Raw genomic sequence first — 20,952 nt, 5'->3', positions numbered from 1 at the left:
TTAACCGCAGAGGGCGCAGAGAACGCAGAGGGAGAGAATACAGAGATGAATAATTCCGATGCTACCGGATTTGATATAACATACAATTTAAACTCACATCTTGCACCATTGTTAATTAGCCTTTTCTGAACAGGCTTTCCGGCCTGTTCCACAAGAAGAAAATTTATCTTTTGTGGAACAGGCCCGACAGCCTGTTCTTGAGAATGGTGCAACCTCTCAATTTAAATGCACAACAGCTTAGGGCGCAAGTCTCGTTAATGTTTCTTAGGATTTTTCGGAAAAGGAATGCCCAAACTTTCGTGAAAAACAACCTGAGTTTTATAAGTCAAGCGCCGGTTAACTTGTTTGATGATTTTTTCCAAAAGCGCATCGCCGGTTTTTTCTATTAAAGGTTGAGACATCGATCGAATAAACTTGGGAAAGCAAACTCCCACAGCCAAATCCAGCTTCCAGGTAGTAATGGTAATCGCAGGCGGCAGCTTAGCGCGTTCCGAGCTCGGCCAATCGGCGGCAAACTCCTGAGACGGTATCTCCACTAGCTTCATTGCCGATCGAAAATCCACTTCATACCCAGGGGATGTATAATCGGGAACCGGGATTGTCTTAATCAAATAGCACCCTTCAGCGTCAGGCGGCAGCAACTCTAAACCAATTCTCGCTTCAACGCGGTAGCCAAAAGCCCCAAAACGCCCGATTAATAAATCATAGCCGTTTTCGCCGATCGGCTGGGCCTTCATCGGCGAAGCGCAGTGGCAAAACCAACTCTTGTGGTTGTTCAAATGGTTCCCCACCGTCTCCGCATCGGCGTACATCTCCATGCTGTCTTCAAAATGCGTGTGAAACCAAATCGGCTCAACTTCCTCTGGTGCATCCGCGCTTCCACTTTCGGGCGGTTGGACACTCGCATCTGGGTAGTAATTTTCGTCAGAAGCTTCAACAGTTTGATATTCAGCGGAATCGTGCTTCATCGTATGCTCTCCTGTTATAGCTAGTAAAAGTATAGTCATTTATCGCATGACATGGGAGGCATTAAGTCCCTCCCCCTTCGCTTGTACTTTGAGCGGATTGACCCGCCTCGGCTGAACTACGCAGCTCCCTATCAAGAAAGCTAAACGCATTTGGGATTGCTTTTCTCAAAATGTTGTAGGCGCCATTCACATCGGAATTAATTAATTGACCGACCGATGTTTTGTACAATCCTCTCTTGATTCGCTTGCCACTAAATATGACATCATTCCCAGTCTTTCCATAAACAGGGATTGGGTCTAAATTAAGAAAACTTGATTGAGAAGTATAAGATTCTTCTTGCTGTAGCACCTTAATCCCAACTAATTGAGCTTTGTATTCCAACATCTCAATTAGTCGAGCATGAGGAACGTTGATAAAGTTTTGATTAGTTTGCTTCCCTAAGTTGATCTCGTTTTTCCATTGTACATTTTTGCCAATTACTAGCATCTCAAGTTGTTTGGCGACAAGAACGTCAACGATCAGGCGACTGGTATGGTGTAAATAGTTATCGACTTTTTGATTGCGACAACGAGTTAAACGCTGAATGCGGGATGAGGTCTTGCGACCTCTTTTCAACTGAGATTGTAACTCGGCTTTACGTTTGTTGTAGAACTGATTAATTGATTTCAATGGTCGCCCGTTAATCAGGAGAGGGGTAAAACCCGGCTGATTTGAAGTTAACGCCACTAAATTATTCAGTCCTAAATCAATACTAGCTACGAAGTTTTTTGGGTTTTCATCAAGGGTGAACTCCGGTTCATTATAGATTACCTCAATTACATAACAATCGCATTTAGGAACCAGTCTAACTTGGCAAACCCGATCTGGTTTTACCTTGGTTTTTATTGAGATTTCCGTACCCGAAAGCTTGATGATTCCTTTTTTCAATTGCTTGCTACTAACAGCCTGAATCGTATAGACGAGGATATTCCGTCCTTTGATTTTATCTTTGTACTTCGGTAGTTTTGGGCTACCAGTGAATTTAGTGGGCTGCGTTTTGTAAGCTTTTACAGCCTCAAAAAAAGATTTCCAATTCTTGTCCAATATCATCAATACTTGTTGACTAACCTTGGCTGGCAAGTCTTTGTACGCTTGATGAGACTTCATCAAACCGTTCATTTCGTTGTAATTAATGTAACCCCATCCATAGATAAAACTCTGACGAATTACGTAATTAGCAGCATTGTAGAGATTTTTGGATTGAAAAGCTAATTTATCAATCTCCACGAAACGGTGTTCCGTAGATTTAATGATGTGCCTCTCTGCTAGTTGCATTCAGACTCTCCATTTTTTGGCGTTGCTTAATCAGAGTATGAAAAAAATAAGTTAAAAATCCAGAAGCTTTGTGGATACTGGTTTCTATGACTTGCATATTTAGCCTTTCATACCGTAAATCAGCAACGCCCATTTTTTAACGAGCGAAATAATTCTTTCAGTTGACCCTCCTGACTATATGATAGTACCATTGTTTATTGATGCTTACAATCTTAATGAAGTTTTATAATACACGCCAATCGATCGGGTTGGGGATGTGTTAAGGAAGTTTCCTCCCTACAATTGAGAAATCGATAGTTGCGCTATAGCAACAAAACTTACCCTAGTTCAGCATAACTCGACATATGAAAGCATTTGTAGCAGGAGCCACAGGTCAGACTGGCCGCCGAATCGTCGCAGAATTAGTCAAGCGAGGCATTCCCGTGCGCGCCTTAGTCCGAAATCTAGACACAGCGAGGCAAATTTTACCGCCGGAGGTAGAGTTAGTGACTGGGGATGTATTAAATGCGACTTCCCTGGGCGATGCCATCGGCGATAGTACGGTATTGCTGTGCGCGACAGGGGCGGCCCCTGGTTTTGACCCGACAGCGCCTTACAAGGTGGATTTGGAAGGTACTAAAAATTTGGTGGATGCAGCTAAGGCTAAGGGAATTGAGCATTTTGTGCTTGTGACTTCTCTGTGCGTCTCTCAGTTTTTTCACCCGCTGAATTTGTTCTGGCTGATTCTGGTTTGGAAGAAGCAAGCCGAGGAATATTTGCAAAAAAGCGGCCTCACTTATACGATCGTCCGTCCGGGCGGTCTCAAAAATGAGGATAATTCAGATGCGATCGTCATGACTGGTGCAGACAAAATGTTTGAGAGCAGCATTCCCCGCACCAAGGTAGCCCAAGTGTGCGTGGAGGCGCTGTTTCAGCCGACTTCTCGCAACAAGGTTGTGGAAATTGTGGCGAAGTCGGAGGCTCCGCAAAAGAGTTTTGAGGAGTTGTTTGCCAGTGTGATTTGATTGAATTAGGCTCGCTTGGGTTCGGTGCGTCAGACAAAAAACACTTTGATTTGGATCTGAGATGTTGCACTGTTGTCAACAACAGGCAAGATGCCTGTTCCACAAAAAGTGCATTTTCTTGTGGGGAGTAGGGGTTGGGCATCCTGCCCGCCCAAAAAAGGCTTATCGAGAATGGTGCAAGATGTGATGTGGGTCAAAGATTTGGGCTGACGCACCCTACAACAATTTTCCGATCGCCAAATCTGGCAAAATCTTTATAGTTTTACGATTCGCCGTTGAAATTTCCCTCTCCCAGCATGAAAACTCTCAAGTGGCCAGCTTGGTTCCCCTATCCGATTTCGTGGTTAAGGGCATTTGCTCTCGCTCAGAGTTTTAGTTTTGTCCTTCGCAGGGGCATTCCTTTTGTCAGCGACGATATCGGCTTTCTGACTCTACTGCTGGCGGCTTGGCTGATTCAGTTGCCTGTGTTTTTTGTTTGTCACTTGTTAGCCGTCAAAATCTTAAATCCCTTACTAATTATGCTGCCGGGCCGCTTTCGCGTTGCGCGCAAGTTTAAGCGTCGGCATACGGGTATTCGATCGCACTTGCGAGAAGGCTTGAATGCTGTTGTAGTGATTTTTTTTGCATTTAATCTGTCGCTGTTGGTGCAACTTGCGATTTTTTATTGGCCAGCGCGAGCGATCGATCCGGCTCAGTTACTAACAGGAATATCTACTCTGACAAATGTTGCCATAGCCGGTGAATTAGATTTCTGGCTGATTAAATTGGCGGGGGTTTTATCGAGTCTAACGCTGGTAGCCGCGCCGCTATATCAATACGATTTTCGGGTGCGCCGAATGCGGGCGGCTCGAAAATTAGCCGAATTTGCGGAAATGGAAATGACTTTGCTGGAAGCTGAGAAATTAAGCCGTCGAAAAAGAGGTTTGCTGAGGCGATCGGAAATTCAAATCCTCGGATTTCTACTTTTAATCGGCGCTGTGATTGGCGGCGGTGTTTTTTTGGTTGCTAATTTGCGGGGAAATCAGCAGTTGTCGCAGTCGGTAAGCGGGCGGGGAAAATTCCCGCCGCTGGCTATTAAAACGGGCGATCCTTATATTCGAGCCCTGATGCGAACTATTTCTGCTAGCGAGTCCAATGTTTCTCGGCCTTATCACGTTGTTTACGGTGGCAAATACATATTAGATTTGAGCCGCCATCCTGACTGGTGTGTGAGGATTGTTAATGGCCCGAATCGGGGCAAGTGTACTACGGCAGCGGGCAGGTATCAATTTCTGACTTCGACTTGGAAGGAGAAGGCTAAGCGCTATCAGGCGCGTCGTGCTAATTTTTTATTCTGGGAAGATTACAGTTTTGAACCAGAAGATCAGGATGCTGTGGTTTATGCTTGGTTGAGCGATCGCAAGTTTTGGAAGGCTGATATTCCTGAGATGTTGCGGCAGGAAAGATTAACGGACGTATTGCGGATGCTTTCGGGAACTTGGACGAGTTTGGGATATGGAATTGAGACCAATTCTATGAGTTCTCGTTTGCCGAAAGTCTACCGGGAAATGCTGCGGGAAGAATTGGAAAATGCTGGTTCTTAGGTTAAATTAACACAAAGAAGGGTAGGGACACTGCAGTGTCCATTGGTGTCAACTTAACGTTAAACAGTCCGACAGTCCGACAGGGAATGAATTCCCTGCCTCAAAGCTAAAGTCCTCTGAAGAGGACTGAGAATAAAATTTTTTAAACTCATTAGTCCTCTTCAGAGGACTTTAGCTATTAGACAGGGGTTTCAACCCCTGGCGGACTGACGGGTAGGCGGGAATATTGATGGACTAAAAGCTTAAGTTGACACCTATGGGCCAAGCCCTGTCCTACAGAGATCCGGTGCAATCCACCATATTTGATATAATTACTTCAATTTTGGTAAAAAGGCTGTCAAACATTTGTACAATTCTAATCCCGGCCCTGCTTGCAGCGGATAAAGCTTGTCGAAATTAATGGGATTTCCTGGTGCTAATTTCCACTCGGTTTTCTGTGCGGTTTTTGGGGAAATTTCGATCGCTAGCGTGATGTTAATAATGTTGTTGTGCTGGGGGATGCCCCGGAAGCAGTAACTTTTGCCCGTGCGTTTGTCTGAATCGCTGCCGGTGATGTATCTGTCTTGTTTGCGAAATTGGATTTCTCGAAAAGGTCGATCGAGCACAAAGGAGTCTCGGTAGCGGTAGTCTCCGTCGCGCAAGCTTTGGACAGTCGGCTTGATTTGACTTATAAGTGTTGCTGGACTAAGAGTTAGCATCATTGATCCGCGTTCCTCCTGTGAAATCGGTGATTTTGCTGCCTGGTTGCGGGTGTCTGTGTCGCTGTTGGCGGCTTAAACAAACGCGCGCCGTGTAACAAATTAATAAAAGTTGTGATGCAGTTTAAGTTGATCGGGAGCATCTCATATTTGTAAAGACACTTCTTCTGGCTCCTTCCTTCTTCCTTCTGAGTCTTTTCTCCTGGCTCCTGACTCCTGACTCCTAACTCCAATTTCTACCTTGGCTGCTTTCATTGAGATGCTCCCAAGTTGATCCCTAGCAATCGTGAATAATTATTTCAGGGTTTCCTCTCGGTTATTTATCTGAGTAATAATAGAAACATACAGCAAGCCGTGAGAAATTTTACGGGCGCATATTTAGGGATTAATTGACAATACTGCGAGGATACTGCTATGTTTTGCGTGACGCGAGAAACCGGAAATTCCCAACGGCGAGGCTCTTTCACCTCTGCGTCTAAAAGTACCCCTATTCTGCGATCGCGAGTTTACAAAGATGAGGCTCTGGTGTCGGCCACGCTAGCGGGGCTGCCAGCTCTTTTGGCATCCCTCGAAAGCTTTCGCGAGCAGTAGAACTTGGCATTTTCTATTGCTATATATGGCGCTTTGATGTTTGTGATAGCGGCTGCCAACCGACCAATGGCTGTTTTGATTGCACCTACAATCCTCCTCGATTTGAGTAGAGTTTTGCTGTGCTGAACTATTGCAGGACTAAGAAACCTGGTTGTTTATACACAAACATTTTTACAGCCCTTTGTTATGGTATGAAAAATGGTATAAAAACCAGGTTTCTTGGTATCTGTCCGTAAGTCTTGTGTTAACAAAATTTATTTGTCAGTGTCATCCGGTGCGATCGATCCCTCTACCTCTTGGGAAGAACGGCTTAACATAGAGTCGTGCAGGTGTTCGCTGTGCTGCCGTTCTTGAGCCATTAATTCTCTGGCTTTTTCTTCAGCAATTCCCTCCCCATGTGTTTCTAGCTCGTGGGAGGAACGATTGAGCATAGATTCGTGCAAGTGTTCGCTATGCTGCCTTTCTCGTGCAATTAGTTGTCTAGCTTTTTCTTCGGCGTTCATGGGAGTCTCTCCAAGTGTTTGTGAGAACTGATTCTTATATTAAGATGCCACAATTCGAGGGTAAATGTAGCAAGATTAACATAAATTTTTACAAATAATTGTAGAAAAAAATGTAGAAAAAAATTTGAGTTTACTGGCGGTGGGTATCGGGATCGGTGGTAGCCGAGCTAATTATTGCCAGACACCGGAAAAGATATTCTTGACTGCGATCGCAATTCGATTTAAGTCTTCCTTCAGCAGCGGCGGCCAAGAAACTCCTCTGCGGAGTCCCGATTCAAATTGCTGCAAACCTTCTACTGACAGTAAATGCAGTGCCGAGATCAATTGTCGATCGAGCATTGGAGATTCTTGCAGCCCTTCAAACAATATTTTTAAAGCTAATAAAATCGATGTCACCTGTCCGGGTACGGGGGGCTGACCTTGTTTGAGACGCATCAGGAAGGCGTCGGGATTTTTCTTGGTTTCCAGGGCGGTTCCTTGGTCGATCAGAAAACTGCGGGCTGTTTTGTAATCCATTTGACGTGCGATCGATCGGAGTGCAATTAATTAGCTGGCATTATATCACTTTTTGTCGCGCTCAATTTGGTAATATATTTCCATACAGCCTACACTACAGCTACTCGTGAGGTGCGCCCATAAGCACGCTACAGCTACTGATTAGAGGCTTAGCATTCATCCCACAGTCGCCGGGAGCAAAGTGAAACGGACAGGGAAAAATAAAACAATGGCAAAACACCAAGGAAATAGCAGAAAATCAAAGATTTATCGCTACTTGTGGCTGCTTTTTTTGTGTCTGAGCTTTCTGTTAGTTCCGGTCATCAAAAAAATCGCTGCCCATACGCCATTTCCCCCACCCGCTCCTATTGAAAATAGTGCTAGTTTTGGAGCGAGGATTCAAAGGACGATGGGGCTACTTGCGGCTAGCACTCCAACAGACCGCCGCCAAGTGCGTATTCTATTCTACGGTCAATCCATCACAGAACAAGATTGGTGGAAAGATGTAGTGAAGGATTTGAGACAGCGATTTCCCAATGCAGATTTAATTGTGGAAAATCGGGCGATCGGAGGATTTGCAGCACCGATTTTAATCCGTCCCAGCGAACACGATTTGTATCCTTTTTATCCAGACTTGCTAATTTTTCACGTCTACGGAGGCGGTGAAGATTACGAAGCCCTAATTGCTAATGTCCGCCGCCGCACTGCTAGCGAAATACTCTTGCATTCCGACCATATTGACTGGATGCCGACAGGCAACAGCGACGATCCAAATTCAGTCAGCAGATACGAATGGCACAACACTCATTCTACTAAATGGCTGCCGGAGTTGGCAGATAAATACGGCTGCGAAATCGCCGAAATTCGCGAACCTTGGCGCAGGTATTTGAAAGACAATCGCTTGCAGCCACAACAGCTATTGAGCGACAGCATTCACCTCAACGATTGGGGAAACTTTCTCCTAGCTGCTCTCATAAAACCGTACCTGCGGTACAACCCAAATTCTCCTCAACCGCCGCAGGATTTAGTGAAAACCTATACAGTTGGCAGCGATGTTAAATGGCAAGATGGCAAGTTGGTTTTAGAATTTGAAGGAAATAGAATAGATGCGATCGCCGATAAAACCTTCAACGGCAAGGCAATTTCTGCTAAAATTGCGATCGACGGCAAAAAACCCTCAGAATTTCCTGAACTTTACAGCATCACCAGACCTAGCGTTAGCCTTGGCGTCGGTTGGCCGGCAATCATCCAAATATCCAGTCAAAAACCGCTAATCGTGGAAGATTGGAAAGCCGTGATTACTGAGATTAACAGCGACGCTAGCAAGTTTAAATTTGACGTTGTAGGTTCTAAAACAGGTTACGACGGCAGCGGTACAAACGACGAAATGTTTGTCTCAAACTCGGGCCGCGTCGTGATTGAACCGAGAAACTGGTGGCTGCAAAAAGCCTATGAACACTCTAAAAAACCGACGCCTAAAGGCTTTGAGATTTCCTGGCAGGTGCGACCAATGTTTGTTGATTCATACGTTCCGCCAAACATTGCAGATTCAAACCGCGAGTATTCTACAACATTGGCTCAGAATTTGAGCAACTCCAAACACATCCTCGAAATCGTCCCCGAAACAGATGGGAAAGTTCCTATTGAGGCAATTCGAGTCTATCGCCCTCCTTTCTCCAATCTACCATCTCAAGTTGAGAGTTTTAAACCGCAGATATCAGCGGATGAACGCTGATCAACGCTGATGCAATTTTATCAGCGTTTATTTGCGTTCATCTGCGGTTTAAAAAATCTTTATGTTGATTTTATAGCAATCGCCTTGGCGGCGTAGGGCGTTGATGATTGTTCAAACCCTTAATAATTAAGCATCTTGACTCCTGACTCCTGCTAAGTAGGTGTGCAGAATTAATTACACAATATTTCTACTGAAACCCTTGCCTAGCAAGGAGTCTTTATGTAATTAATTTTGTGTGGTTACTTATAATCGCCAAGATTATCAACTTCTAGGAATTCCTAACTCGTGAAACATCAACAGCGATAAACATAAATCCGCCACAAAAATCAACACCCAAGAAGTTACCACCGCCGCCGTTGCAGCTTGGCCTACTCCTTTCCCTCCGCCCACCGTCGTCAATCCCCAACCGCAACCGACAAGGGCAATTATTAACCCAAAAATAAAACTTTTAATCACCACATTTACTAAATCCCAAGGCCCCAAGAAAGTTCGCACCGATTCCAAAAATACCGACGGTTCCAAATTATAAAAATGAACCGCTACAAATAGCCCGCCCAAAATTCCCACCGCTACCGAAAAAATTGTTAAAATCGGCAGCATGATGCAGCAAGCTATCACCCTCGGCACTACTAAATAATCAACCGGATTTGTTCTTAACATATACAGGGCGTCTATTTGTTCCGTCACCTGCATTTCTCCTATCTCCGCCGCAAAGGCCGAACCTACTTGTCCCGCCACCACGCCCGCCGTTAAAAGTGGTGCTAATTCGCCGCAAAATGCCACAGCAAAAGCACCTCCCATCGCCCCAACCGCGCCAAAGCGAACCAATTCTCTGGCTGATTGAAATGTAAAAATCATGCCGCCAAAAAAGGCTATTAGCAGCACGGATCTGAAAGAATCCAAGCCTACTGTTACTAAATGTTCCATGATTTTGCGGCGGTCAATTTTGCCTTGGAGTATGCGTAGCAGCACTTGGCCGCCCAAGAACAACGTCACGAAAAACCGCTGAAACCACCTGTTATTGAAGGTTTCATCTAAATGTCGATCGCACTTTTCTTGGTATTTTTTAACCAATGACTGAGGACTCGCGATTTATTGCAAACAGGGCGAAGCATTGCTAAATAGAGATTTACGCAATTGTACAGCAATTATTGCACGATTTGTCAACATATATTTTTTGTCTCTCAGCCCTGCGGTTGGTGGGTTAGGCGCGGTTTAAGATTTATTTATTGGTGACTTAACTTAATCGCCGCGCCCAACCCACCCTACAATATGACTAAAATCTAAAATCCTAGGACTACTCCGCAAGTAACAAGTCTATAAACTTATCCAACTTTTCATTATTCTTTTCGGCTTGATCCTTGCCAATTCTCAGCAGTGCCGATATCTTCTCTTCCGAGGCATCATCAATCGGCAGCGGTTGTTCGTGGCTCAAATCGGGAGTAATTCTCAAATATTGATTCGGTCTTTCAACCGCATCATAAATTTGAATTAGTTGATAATTTACCGTTTCAGCAACTCCCGTCATCATGATATTAATCAAAGGCTGAACCCACTCAACTTGACCCCAATTTTTCGCTTCTTCGTAGGGGTATTTTTTCTGAGCTTCTCCTGTCCCCAGCGATAGAATTACCATATCTTTTGCGGTCGGACCTTTGTCGGAGCGATCGTCGGGAATTCTGAATTTATTTCTAACTTCTGCATAGGCACAAAGTGCGGGATTGTTTGCGAAAACTCCCCCGTCAATTAAAGCGTAGGATTCGTTGGTCAAAGAGCGGATTTTGGTAGGTTCAAAGAAAGTGGGAGCTGCTGATGTGGCTCTGGCGATATCTCTAATAAAATAGTCTTCTGCTGGAAGTTCTTTAGCATCTATTTGATCGAAAAAGTGAGCTTTTCTCCTTTCGATGTCGTAACTGGAAATTAAACAAGGTTTGAGCAGTTCGCTGAGTTTGCAATTTCTAAAGTTTTCCAACAAGAATTGTTCTAAGCGCTCGCCTGGATATTTCTCATCTATCAAACCGTCTATAGATCTGAGTTTTTGCCATAATGAACTCTTAAAAACGTCGCGACCGCTCTCAATCGAAAAATTAAGAGCGTCTTTCGCTGACCACCGAGGTCTGGTGGGATTTTCGGCATCGGGATACAAATAGATGCAAGTTAAAATTCCTCCCGCACTCGTGCCCGCGATTAAATCAAAATAGTCAGCTATTCTCGCATCTGGGTTGCCACTTGCCTTTTGCAGCTTTGACTCAATGCTAACTAAAACTTGCGCGGGAATAATTCCTCTAATTCCGCCTCCATCTATGGATAAAATTCTGGTATATTTAGCCATTACTGTTGCCTCCTCTGAATGTTTGCTCGTTTCCTACAGTCCGGGATACAAAAAGTGGTTTGAGAAGCTAATCATAGCGGTAATAGCGGTAAGGTGCTTAGGGCGCGCCCTACATAATTCCGCATTCATGCACCGCTCAATCTCAAATCCCAAATCTTCAATCTAAATTTAATTGGCGGGCGGCGATCGTATAGCGAAAAATGTATTCTACAATTTCTACGTAATTGTAGGCGGCCGCTGGCGAGTCTGCCCAGACTGTTATGCCGTGATCGCGAATTAATAAAGCGGGTACAGACGGCGCTGAAACGGCAAAAAAGTCGCAAATTTCCTTGGCTATCTTAGGGACTTCCAAATAATTTGTAAAGAGGGGGATCGACACCTGCGGGTTTTCCTCCCACACCCCCAAACCTTTCAGCATTTCGATCGCCGGTAAAGGCACTGCATCTCCTGCTGTTAGCCGAGAAACTAAATTTGCCTCGATCGAGTGAACGTGATAGCAAGCTTTAGCGTTTGGAAAACAATTGTAAACGGCTAAATGAATGCTGGTTTCGGCCGAAGGGCGGCTGTCGGGAACAGGTTGCTCAACAATAGCACCGTCTGAGTTCATTCTGATAAAATCTTCTTTAGTTAACTGCCCTTTCGCGCGGCCGCTAGCAGTAATCCAAAAAGTGCCATCTGGTAAGCGGGCTGAAAGATTGCCAGCAGTCCCAACCATCCAACCGCGATCGTAAAAATGTTTGGCTGCTGCAATTAAATCCGATCTCAAATCGCCACTCATTCTTTACAAATTCCTCAGCTTTTGATCTATTTTTTAGTAGGTTGATAGGAATTGCGCTGGCCTATCTAAACAACGTAGGGTGATCCATGCACACCTTATATCAAATTCGGTAGCATCGGACTTATATGCAGGGGGGCGGGTTTATTATATTGTCTATTATGGGCAATTATTGTTGGTGAACCCGCCCCTACAAAATTTAACATCATACAATACCGATGCAAACGGAATTTATATTACCTGAGAAAGGCGATAGTTTCAATTCCATTTCTGGGACAAACTTTCCAAAATGTCAAAAAAATTATCCCATTTAGTATAAGGCTTTTGCTGTTCGTCTAGATACTGGGCAAGCCGATCGCGCGCAAACACCGACGAAGCCTGCAAAGCCATATTAAAATCCGTCAGCGAATCTCCGATTGCCACCTGTTCCTCGGCCGGGTGCTGGCCCATCACCCGCACCTTAGACACCAATTCCTCATCTCCTTCAAACTCAGAATTGACTTGCAAGCGAGGGCCACTAGCGTCCACATCCACAGCGTAAATAACGCTCGCCCGGTGTACCAAATCGCCCATTACCGTCTCTACCATGACCCGAAGACCGCCGGAAACGATCGCAAAATCTACCTTTTTCTCGTCCAAAAAATCCAGCAACTCCAACAATCCCGGCCGCATCAGCCTTCCCCTAGAAAATTCCACAATTTCCCCGTAACGTTCCGAGGGAATAGACTCTAGTAACTGCCGCACTCCCGATCGCAAACTCAGCCTTCTAGCGTATATTTCAGGCATCAGTTGAGACGACAGTTCCGGTGCGAAATACTTGAGCATGGCCACAAAAGTTTCTTCAACAGTTATCGTGCCGTCAAAGTCGCAGAATACCACCCGTTGCTGATTGTTCGGGATTGAAGATTTTTGCTTGTCATCGGTCATTGTCAGTCGCACCTTTCGAGAACGGCAAAAGTTTACACAATTCATCGTACACTGTCGAGCGATCGAGCGCGACAGCCCAAAACTAATAGTGACGCGCTGTTTGTTGGCAATTTACCGCAGGATTTTATTCAGAATCTTCGAGAGAATCTTCATCTTCCAGGGAATCTTCCAGGGAATCTTCGAGAGAATCTTCATCTTCCAGGGAATCTTCTACCTCCTGCTTGTGGTTTTTTGTCTTTTGGGGGTTAGACTTAGCCGGCAAACAGATTAAATTATCATCTTCAGTATTAATCAAACCTTTCGATCGCAACTTACCCATCAGTCGCGTCACCGTCACCCGCGTTGAGCCAATTGCGCTGCCAATTTGAGCGTGAGTCAAGGCCCAAGGCAGCCGGTAGCCCCGAACCACATCCGGTTCGTCGTCACCTACGTAAGGTTCGCCGAACTCCTCGATCAACAAAGTGAGAAATCCCAACAGTCGGTCGATCGTCCGACGCTGTCCCAAAGTGCTCAGCCAGAGGAGTTTCCGCTGGTGCTGGTAGCGAAACGCATCCAAAATTTCTCTACGAAAGTGAGGCCAATTATCCAAGTCGTGCCAATACATCCACACTACGTGAGTTTGATCGGCGTGGGCGTAAGCTTGGAGAGTAAACGGAGACTGAGCAACCAGTTCAAAGGGCTGGCCTGCGCCGACGAAGCCCAAAAAAGCTTCTTCTGTAGTTTTGTCAACGGATTTCGACTTCGCCGCCGCAGCGCTAACTTGAGCGCTACCTACGAGTCGCACAGAACCTTTCTGGACTAAATACAGCAGTCCGGGTCTTGCGGGAATCCGCTCATCTTTGCTAAAAGTCCGGCAGCGGTAGTGTTCCTGGGCCCAGTCGATAATTCGCTGCCAAGTGATAAACGGTCGATCGATAGTCTCTACAGGTGTGGAAGTTGATTGCATAAGTGAGGCTCTGGGATATATTTAAGAGTGAGAAAAACAGCTTCTGCCAGCAGTGCGATACAAAGTGAGACAACCAACCCCCGATCGAGCTTGCACGCTTCTTAACTATGCTGACTTTTCTTAGTTTTACCGAAAAATTTAATGTAGCAAAAAATACATCAAAATGGTAGAGTTCAGCAAAAAATTTGTCGTAAATTATTGTTATTTAGCAAAAAAATCGCTAGAAAGCCTATTAATTCGATGTAGCCCCGATCGGGGGAGCCGATCGACTATCTCTGAGATCAGCAGTTTAACGTACAAGAAAAGTGCAAGCGGTAACAGTCGATCGTTGCTCTTACCGTAGGATGAGCCGATATGGATACAGCAAATATGGAGCCGTGCCCGGAAGTTACAGTGAAGTGTTTCTTGCTTTCAAGGTTCCAAAGGGCGATCGCCCTGCAAGAGACACTAGGGGAAATTCCATTAAATCTCATAGGTGGCACCATTCTCAATAACGGGCAAGATGCCCGTTCCACAAAAGATGAATTTTCTTGTGGAACAGGCATCTTGCCTGTTCCTAAACAAGTAATTGAGAAGGGTGGAACATCTCAGTTTAACCTAACCTATGCAGACCTCTACAGACTGTCTGTAATGCGCGCATTACAGACTATTTAGGGCGTTTTTAACCACAAACTTAAATTTAAAATCTAAAATTTAGATCGATATACCTCACTAGGAGTACATTTCTATGCCCGGCCCGAGCCCTGACGGTCTTTCCTATCTTTTAGATGATAGCCCCAATAGTTTCGCCTTGACTCCGGGCTTTGTGACTCCTTATCCTAACGGATTTTTTGCCCTCGGCGGCAACGATTTTATTGTCGGTTCGTCGGATGCCGAAATAATTAGCGGTGATAATGGTAACGATCGCATTCTCGGCGGTGGCAATTCCGATACGCTGTTAGGGGGTGCAGACAACGATGTACTTAACGGTGGTGTCAGCAGCGACATCTTGTTTGGCGATGCCGGCAGCGATACCTTGCAGGGAGGTAAGGGAGATGACGCCCTCAACGGTGACTCTGGCAGCGACGTTTTAGTGGGGGATGGTGGCAAAGATACGCTGACAGGGGGTTTGGGCCCAGATACCTTTGTCCTCCGCAGCAACTCCGCAGTCTCCGATCCGGCGGCTGCAGACGTTATTACTGACTTTAACAGTTTTGTGGATTCGATCGGACTGACTGACAATCTTACCGAAGCTGACTTAATTCTCGAAGAAATATCGATCGCCCCCGGTATTTCCAATACATTAATTAAAATTCGCCAATCCAATGCTATTTTAGGCTTGGTAGCCAACGCATCTCCACAAGACCTTGCCAATACATTCATCTCTGCAACTACCGTATTGGGCAACCAACTGGATCAAGCTCGCGATTTAGGCGTTTTGGGCGGCACTCAAACGATCGCAGACTCGGTTAGCAAGGCCCGGCCAGACGGCCTTTACCGCTTTACTTTGCCTGCAACTAGCGACTTTAAATTAACTGTTAGCGGTTTGACGGCGGATGTTGATGTTGCTCTAATTAAAGATATTAACGGCGACAATTCTATTGACTTCACCGACATTATTGGTTCTTCTCAAGAATTGGATTTATCGCCGGAGTCGATCGATATCAATGGTTTAGACGCAGGAACTTACTTTGTTCGAGTTTATCAATACCAAGGCAGTACAGATTTCACCCTCAATCTGTCTGCAACCCCTGCAACTGTTTCTCCTAACAATGCGAGCAACTTGCAAGGTTTTGACTCTCGTTTTGGGTTCGGTTTGGTGAATGCAGCGGCGGCAGTTGCTAAAGCTCAAGGTACTGCAACTTTTCCTGATGTTCCCGACTTGGGCGGCGACGAGTGGGGCAGAGATTTAATTAAAGCTCCAGAAGTTTGGGCCCAGGGGTTGACTGGAGACGGAATTGTGGTGGCAGTTATCGACAGCGGAGTTGACTACAATCACCCGGATTTGACGGGGAATATTTGGAGCAATGCGGGGGAAACCGGCGTTGATGCGATCGGTCGCAATAAAGCTAGCAACGGGGTTGATGATGACAACAATGGGTTTGTTGACGATTTCCGAGGATGGGATTTTGTCAATAACGATAATGACCCGATGGATGATAACAATCACGGCACTCATATATCGGGTTTAGTTGCTGCGAAAAAAGATGGGGTTGGGATTACTGGAACGGCTCCGACTGCGAAGATTATGCCTTTGAAAATACTCGATCGGGCAGGGGTAGGTAAAATTCGGGATGAAATTAATGCGATTAATTATGCGGTGGCAAATGGAGCGAAGATAATAAATGTGAGTTTGGGCGGTCAACAGTTGAATGCTCAAGAATTGGATGCGATTCGAGCGGCCGAAGCTCAAGGTGCGATCGTGATTTCGGCGGCGGGAAATGATGCTCGCCCACAAGTAGATTATCCGGCTCGGTTTGCCAATGAGGTAGGAATTGCTGTCGGTGGTGTTACCCGAAATGGCTTGTTTGGGGAGTATTCTAACCGGGCGGGTACGGAGACTATTAATTATTTTGTTGCTCCGGGCGGCGATGGCGGCAGGGCGGATTCTGGTGATGTTTATTCAACTGTGCCGCTTTCTCAACCGGGGATTCCCTATCGATATTTTGCAGGTACTTCAATGGCAGTGCCACAAGTATCCGGCGTGATAGCTTTGATGTTGCAAGCTAATCCGAGTCTGACTCCTGCTGATATTAAGAGGATTCTTGCGGAAACTGCGAATCGAGCGGTTTGAATTAATTGATAATTGGTAATTAGTAATTGGGAATTGGTAATGGGATTGACATACTGTTACCAGATTTCGTAGGGGCGGGTTTCACCAACCATATCGAATTTCTACTAACAATATACATAAACCCGCCGCCACACAACTAACAATTTACATCAACATTGATTTGTATTGAATGCGAAAAATGTACAAGGGGTTTACCGTGGGATAGGGGCGGGTTTTATAGATTGTTAATTAACCTAAATATTGTTGGTGAAACCCGCCCCTACAAGCCAAATTAAAAATTGGCGGCGTAAGTTAAGTCAAATTGGCGACACAGGGTGATGCAGCAGTAGGTTGGTCGATCGAATACTAACTCGTAATTCATCTGGCCGTCTATTTTGGTGATCGGCTGCTTTAAGGGGATGCCCTGAATGTCGTATTGGCGGCGTTCTAAGGCACTCCAGTCGATAATTTTAACGTCGATTTGGTTCTGCAACTCAGTTGCGATCAGATATAGGTGCATCTTGTCTTGAACTTTCCCAGTCAGGGGAACTTTTATTAACACTGACTGGGTGACGAGGGGTTTTTGGTCGTTGGGATGCTTCTGGGTGTGGCAGCTTTTGAGTTCTATATCGTAAGGTTCTACCTTGAATTTCTCTCCACTGGCGATCGCAGATGAGTGCAAATCTTTCAGGCACTTTTCTAGGTGAGGGATCAGCCCTAAGTCTGGATCGCACAGCAGTTTACGAATGTTGGAGGTTTCAGTGACTGTCATTTGAGATTTTTGATGTTATTTTTTTATTCTTAACTTTTAGCTTACCACGAAAAGCCAACCTATCGAACTCTACTTGCGACATACTTCCACAAAGGCCGTTTATGGTTAATATGTCGCAGTGAATAAGACATTTTTGGGCAGCAAACCCGTGTTTTTTGCCTTAATGTTTGAGATTATTTCTTGGTAATTTTCCACAGATTAAGATCGACATCAGTGTCAGCCGGATCTATTTGATAGTTTTGTTGCTGAATTGCCGATCGCAAAGTAGAGGAAGGTCTGTATAGAAACAACTCACTGAAACCGCCGGGAAGTTGCGGGGGTTGGGGTTTTTTCTTTGCCAATTCTCGATTTTTGTAGCAAGAAGTGTAACAGCGGGGTTCTATTAGCAGTTTGACTTTTGGTTCTAGGTAATAACTTAAAGGCATCATATATGCGATATTGGCATCGCTGATAAATAGGGGATTGCTGGCTTGATTGACAGTCTCAGCTACTTCCAAGGCGCGCAACCAACCGCTGCCTTTATTCCACCAAATATCTGCTTGAGAACTAACTCCACCGGATATAATACCTGCGGCAAAAACTGTAACTATAACTATTTTCCAAAGTTTTTGCTGTTTAAACTTTTCCAAATTGTTACTAATTTTCGCAGACAGCAGGTAAGCCACTGCTAGCTGAATTCCCACATAACAAGGAACTAAATATCGCGGATTTGCCGATCGCCTTCCACCCTTGATTATATCAGGGACTGCCAAAAATAAAGCAGTGGTTGCAATTAATAACAATACAATCAACCACACTCGCTTTGGTGTTTGTCGGCATAGATAATAAAGGGCATAGCCGACTAAAGCTAGAATTATGATCCCAACTGGAATTACCAAGGCTAGTTGGGTGGCGTTGGCAGTTCCATCGATGCCAAGATCAAAAAATGCTATGGTGACGGAACCAACCCACCTGCTGACTAATCTTAAGAAATTTGTTTGTTCGGTCCATGCTGTTGTGCTTCTAATTTGATTGAAGTTTTCTAAAGAATTTATCAGGGGAGGGATGGAGGCAATTAATGCTACTACAACTGCTACATAATAGGCAATAAATGTTTTAATATCGCGCCAGTTGGCAATGATTGCGATGTAGATTGCATGGGCGGCGGCGACGCAGACAAATAACAAGTGGGTGTAAAATCCCATTGCTGCTGTGACTGCGTACAGTGCCCAGTGAGACACAAGGGCGAGAGCATTTTGATTTTTGTCAGGGCGCGTGGCTCGCAGTAGGGCTGCACTGGATAAAATAGTAGTTAATGTCCACAAACTGTACTGTCTCGCTTCTTGGGCAAACAAGATGTGGTAGGGAGAAATTGCGAAAAGTGCGATCGCCATCCACGCTACGGCTGAAGATTCAAATAACTCCCAAGCCAGCCAATAAATTGCGGGAAATACTAGCAGGCTAATCACGGCGGCCAAACTTCTCATTGCTGTAACAGAACTGCCGAACCATTGCGCCCAATGTCGCGCTAGTATGTAATACAGCGGCGGGTGTTGGGGGTCTTCTGTTGCTAAAGAATGTAGCGTGTCAGTTAAATTGTGTTCTGAATTTATCTGCTGATATTTTTGTAAATCCGAGGGCGAGGTTATTTTCTGGTACGAAATTTCTGTGATTATTTCGGCTTCGGTGTAGCCAGAAACTCTCAAAGAAGTATATGTTTCGTCGAGCCAGTAAAATTTGCGATCTAGATTGGCGAAGCGAAATAAAACACCTATGACTAATACGGCTATAATTAAAAATCGCAGCCACTGGTCAAGTGAAGGGTTGTGAGAATTGAGTCGATCGCGATCTTTGGTAGATTCCATTTTAAACAAACTCAAGTGCTGTTACTATATAAAACATCATTTAGTGACTATTTTGCCTAGGATAATTTCGTCATTTTCTGCATAAATTGTTTGTATTTTATATTGATTACTTTGGGCAATTTTGGTCTTTAATTCGGGAGAAAGACTGTACAAAAATATCTCGTCAAAATTTTCCGGTATGTCAAGATTATTTGTAGGTGACATTAGTAATAATTTAGCTTTGGGATCGAGTTTGTGACTCAGACTGAGTAAATTGCCGATATCCCATACAATATACTCTGAAAAGTCTGTTATGATTAATGGCTTAGAAGCTGAGTTGATTGTGCGGGCGATCGAAACGTTAAGAAGAGAGCCAGATTTATTCCACCAATTATCTGCAGACACATAGAGGCAGCAAGACGCAATTCCAATTGAGAGCAGAACAACTAGAGCTAATCTCCACAGCTTTTGTAATTGGGCTGTAACTTGAACTTGAGTAAAAAGATAAGCAACAGATATCTGGATTCCTAAATAACAGGGAATCATGTAACGAGTGTTGACCGAGCGAATCCCTCCCCTAATTAAGTCCGCTGGTAATAAAATCCCTACTATCACGAACGTTAAGGTCACAACAAACAACCAAACTCGCCTTTCTGTTTTACTGACAAGTAAATAAAAAGAATACCCGACCATTATTAAAATCATTAAAATAACTGGCAGAGTAGATATCAAATAGGGTCGTGGCAACTCCCAGTAAAATCCCACATCAAAAAATTGATTGCTAATGTTCAATACCCAACTTTTCATCAAGTCGGAAACAGGTCTTCTCAGAGACAGCCAAGATGTTTTATCAGTGGCATTGCCCGAATTTTTTATAAAAGCTATCATCCAAGGACACAGAGCAATCAATCCTGCTATTGATGCTAGCAAATAGCCAATTACCGTCTTGTTAAACCGGAATTTTTCGATAATTAATACATAGATTCCATGTCCTATTGCAACTATTCCAAATAAGAGGTGAGAATAAAACCCAACTACTAATGTTACAGCATAAATTGCCCAACTACTATTAGTTTTTAGGCGCATTCCTCGTAGCAAGACCGCGCTTGACAGTAAAATTAACATGACAAACAAACTGTAAGGTCGAGCTTCCTGAGCATAAACTACCTGAAAAGGCGATACAGCTATTATGACAACTGCTAACCAAGCTGTCACCGATGACTCAAATAATTCTAAGCATAGCCAATACATACAAGGTAATGCCAGCACGCTAAAAACCGCCGACAAACTTCTAGTTACTGCGATTGAATCTCCAAACAGTTGCACCCAAAATCTCACTGCTACAAAGTACAGGGGAGTAAGTTGAGATTCTTCTATTGCCAATCCTTTTACGGTGTCAAAAACGCTTTTATCTGCATTTATCCGCTGATACTTTTGTAGACTTTTTATTTCCTTGATTTGACCGTCACCAAACTCTTGAACAAATTCCGATTCTGTATAACCCGAAATCCGCAGAGAAGTGTAACCTTCGTCTAGCCAGTAAACTTTTTTGTCGAGATTGGCGAAACGAAAAAATATACCCATGACTAATATAACTATCATTAAAAATCTCACCCACTTGTCAAGTGAAGGATTGTGAGAATTTAGACGAGTACCATTTTTTCTATATTCCATTTTAAGTAAATTCAATTAGAACAACAGAATAGGTGCCCCCGACTTTTTGGAACCATGAT

General features: G+C 44.5%; 17 protein-coding genes and 1 pseudogene. 5 read left to right on the top strand and 13 right to left on the bottom strand.

The features are described from left to right. Positions 1-254 precede the first annotated feature (254 nt). Both QT990_RS15855 and QT990_RS15850 read right to left on the bottom strand, forming a co-directional pair. Positions 255-968 (bottom strand): DUF1997 domain-containing protein, encoded by a 714-nt coding sequence (locus QT990_RS15855; RefSeq protein ID WP_333147289.1) that lies wholly within the window; start codon positions 966-968, stop codon positions 255-257. Between the two features lie 39 nt (positions 969-1,007). Next, positions 1,008-2,283 (bottom strand): annotated as a pseudogene (locus QT990_RS15850) (RNA-guided endonuclease InsQ/TnpB family protein). A 344-nt stretch (positions 2,284-2,627) separates the two neighbouring features. Here QT990_RS15850 and QT990_RS15845 point away from each other — a divergent pair. Both QT990_RS15845 and QT990_RS15840 read left to right on the top strand, forming a co-directional pair. Continuing rightward, positions 2,628-3,287, top strand: a complete 660-nt coding sequence (locus QT990_RS15845) for an NAD(P)H-binding protein (RefSeq protein WP_333147291.1) — start codon at positions 2,628-2,630, stop codon at positions 3,285-3,287. A gap of 296 nt (positions 3,288-3,583) precedes the next feature. Continuing rightward, entirely contained in the window at positions 3,584-4,870 is a 1,287-nt protein-coding gene (locus QT990_RS15840; protein ID WP_333309375.1) for a glycoside hydrolase family protein, read from the top strand. Positions 4,871-5,181: 311 nt separating this feature from the next. On the opposite strand, the gene QT990_RS15835 is transcribed toward QT990_RS15840, so the two are convergent. The 3 genes from QT990_RS15835 to QT990_RS15825 all read right to left on the bottom strand — a co-directional run bounded on the left by QT990_RS15835 (position 5,182) and on the right by QT990_RS15825 (position 7,178). Further along, positions 5,182-5,571, bottom strand: coding sequence for a hypothetical protein (locus tag QT990_RS15835; protein ID WP_333147295.1), 390 nt, complete (start codon positions 5,569-5,571; stop codon positions 5,182-5,184). 842 nt (positions 5,572-6,413) lie between these two features. After that, complete coding sequence (locus QT990_RS15830; protein WP_333147297.1) at positions 6,414-6,662, bottom strand: hypothetical protein; 249 nt, start codon at positions 6,660-6,662, stop codon at positions 6,414-6,416. Between the two features lie 171 nt (positions 6,663-6,833). After that, on the bottom strand, positions 6,834-7,178 hold the full coding sequence (locus tag QT990_RS15825; protein ID WP_333147299.1) for a Dethiobiotin synthetase: 345 nt from the start codon (positions 7,176-7,178) through the stop codon (positions 6,834-6,836). Positions 7,179-7,386: 208 nt separating this feature from the next. On the opposite strand from QT990_RS15825, the gene QT990_RS15820 reads away from it, so the two are divergent. Next, positions 7,387-8,892, top strand: a complete 1,506-nt coding sequence (locus tag QT990_RS15820; protein WP_333465460.1) for an SGNH/GDSL hydrolase family protein — start codon at positions 7,387-7,389, stop codon at positions 8,890-8,892. 261 nt (positions 8,893-9,153) lie between these two features. Here the strand turns inward: QT990_RS15820 and QT990_RS15815 are convergent, their stop codons facing one another. The 5 genes from QT990_RS15815 to QT990_RS15795 all read right to left on the bottom strand — a co-directional run bounded on the left by QT990_RS15815 (position 9,154) and on the right by QT990_RS15795 (position 13,872). After that, entirely contained in the window at positions 9,154-9,966 is an 813-nt protein-coding gene (locus QT990_RS15815) for an MlaE family lipid ABC transporter permease subunit (RefSeq protein WP_333147303.1), read from the bottom strand. A gap of 223 nt (positions 9,967-10,189) precedes the next feature. Further along, the gene (locus QT990_RS15810) at positions 10,190-11,224 is read right to left on the bottom strand and encodes a patatin-like phospholipase family protein (protein ID WP_333147306.1); all 1,035 of its coding nucleotides are present in this window, start codon (positions 11,222-11,224) and stop codon (positions 10,190-10,192) included. A 157-nt stretch (positions 11,225-11,381) separates the two neighbouring features. Continuing rightward, complete coding sequence (gene mtnB / locus QT990_RS15805; protein WP_333147308.1) at positions 11,382-12,002, bottom strand: methylthioribulose 1-phosphate dehydratase; 621 nt, start codon at positions 12,000-12,002, stop codon at positions 11,382-11,384. Between the two features lie 255 nt (positions 12,003-12,257). Beyond that, a complete protein-coding gene (locus QT990_RS15800; RefSeq protein WP_333147310.1) occupies positions 12,258-12,926 on the bottom strand; it encodes an HAD-IB family phosphatase in 669 nt (222 codons plus the stop codon). A 124-nt stretch (positions 12,927-13,050) separates the two neighbouring features. After that, entirely contained in the window at positions 13,051-13,872 is an 822-nt protein-coding gene (locus tag QT990_RS15795) for a Crp/Fnr family transcriptional regulator (RefSeq protein WP_333411735.1), read from the bottom strand. Between the two features lie 354 nt (positions 13,873-14,226). On the opposite strand from QT990_RS15795, the gene QT990_RS15790 reads away from it, so the two are divergent. Further along, entirely contained in the window at positions 14,227-14,526 is a 300-nt protein-coding gene (locus QT990_RS15790) for a hypothetical protein (protein WP_333465459.1), read from the top strand. Between the two features lie 73 nt (positions 14,527-14,599). After that, complete coding sequence (locus QT990_RS15785) at positions 14,600-16,645, top strand: S8 family serine peptidase (RefSeq protein ID WP_333465458.1); 2,046 nt, start codon at positions 14,600-14,602, stop codon at positions 16,643-16,645. A gap of 271 nt (positions 16,646-16,916) precedes the next feature. Here the strand turns inward: QT990_RS15785 and QT990_RS15780 are convergent, their stop codons facing one another. The 3 genes from QT990_RS15780 to QT990_RS15770 all read right to left on the bottom strand — a co-directional run bounded on the left by QT990_RS15780 (position 16,917) and on the right by QT990_RS15770 (position 20,821). Further along, positions 16,917-17,396: a hypothetical protein gene (locus QT990_RS15780; RefSeq protein ID WP_333101727.1), complete on the bottom strand. Its 480-nt coding sequence runs from the start codon at positions 17,394-17,396 to the stop codon at positions 16,917-16,919. A 173-nt stretch (positions 17,397-17,569) separates the two neighbouring features. After that, a complete protein-coding gene (locus QT990_RS15775; protein WP_333465457.1) occupies positions 17,570-19,240 on the bottom strand; it encodes a glycosyltransferase family 39 protein in 1,671 nt (556 codons plus the stop codon). 36 nt (positions 19,241-19,276) lie between these two features. After that, the gene (locus QT990_RS15770) at positions 19,277-20,821 is read right to left on the bottom strand and encodes a glycosyltransferase family 39 protein (RefSeq protein WP_333138550.1); all 1,545 of its coding nucleotides are present in this window, start codon (positions 20,819-20,821) and stop codon (positions 19,277-19,279) included. Positions 20,822-20,952 lie beyond the last annotated feature (131 nt).

The sequence above is a fragment of the Microcoleus sp. T3_B1 genome (genome assembly GCF_036700445.1).
GTDB lineage: Bacteria > Cyanobacteriota > Cyanobacteriia > Cyanobacteriales > Microcoleaceae > Microcoleus.
This window is presented reverse-complemented; position numbering and strand designations above follow the sequence as displayed.

Excerpts from the sequence above, each read along its gene's own strand:
- QT990_RS15855 (WP_333147289.1), bottom strand. The coding sequence starts at position 968 with ATGAAGCACGATTCCGCTGAATATCAAACTGTTGAAGCTTCTGACGAA.
- QT990_RS15845 (WP_333147291.1), top strand. The coding sequence starts at position 2,628 with ATGAAAGCATTTGTAGCAGGAGCCACAGGTCAGACTGGCCGCCGAATC.
- QT990_RS15840 (WP_333309375.1), top strand. The coding sequence starts at position 3,584 with ATGAAAACTCTCAAGTGGCCAGCTTGGTTCCCCTATCCGATTTCGTGG.
- QT990_RS15835 (WP_333147295.1), bottom strand. The coding sequence starts at position 5,571 with ATGATGCTAACTCTTAGTCCAGCAACACTTATAAGTCAAATCAAGCCG.
- QT990_RS15830 (WP_333147297.1), bottom strand. The coding sequence starts at position 6,662 with ATGAACGCCGAAGAAAAAGCTAGACAACTAATTGCACGAGAAAGGCAG.
- QT990_RS15825 (WP_333147299.1), bottom strand. The coding sequence starts at position 7,178 with ATGGATTACAAAACAGCCCGCAGTTTTCTGATCGACCAAGGAACCGCC.
- QT990_RS15820 (WP_333465460.1), top strand. The coding sequence starts at position 7,387 with ATGGCAAAACACCAAGGAAATAGCAGAAAATCAAAGATTTATCGCTAC.
- QT990_RS15810 (WP_333147306.1), bottom strand. The coding sequence starts at position 11,224 with ATGGCTAAATATACCAGAATTTTATCCATAGATGGAGGCGGAATTAGA.
- mtnB (WP_333147308.1), bottom strand. The coding sequence starts at position 12,002 with ATGAGTGGCGATTTGAGATCGGATTTAATTGCAGCAGCCAAACATTTT.
- QT990_RS15800 (WP_333147310.1), bottom strand. The coding sequence starts at position 12,926 with ATGACCGATGACAAGCAAAAATCTTCAATCCCGAACAATCAGCAACGG.
- QT990_RS15795 (WP_333411735.1), bottom strand. The coding sequence starts at position 13,872 with ATGCAATCAACTTCCACACCTGTAGAGACTATCGATCGACCGTTTATC.
- QT990_RS15790 (WP_333465459.1), top strand. The coding sequence starts at position 14,227 with ATGGATACAGCAAATATGGAGCCGTGCCCGGAAGTTACAGTGAAGTGT.
- QT990_RS15785 (WP_333465458.1), top strand. The coding sequence starts at position 14,600 with ATGCCCGGCCCGAGCCCTGACGGTCTTTCCTATCTTTTAGATGATAGC.
- QT990_RS15780 (WP_333101727.1), bottom strand. The coding sequence starts at position 17,396 with ATGACAGTCACTGAAACCTCCAACATTCGTAAACTGCTGTGCGATCCA.
- QT990_RS15775 (WP_333465457.1), bottom strand. The coding sequence starts at position 19,240 with ATGGAATCTACCAAAGATCGCGATCGACTCAATTCTCACAACCCTTCA.
- QT990_RS15770 (WP_333138550.1), bottom strand. The coding sequence starts at position 20,821 with ATGATAGTTATATTAGTCATGGGTATATTTTTTCGTTTCGCCAATCTC.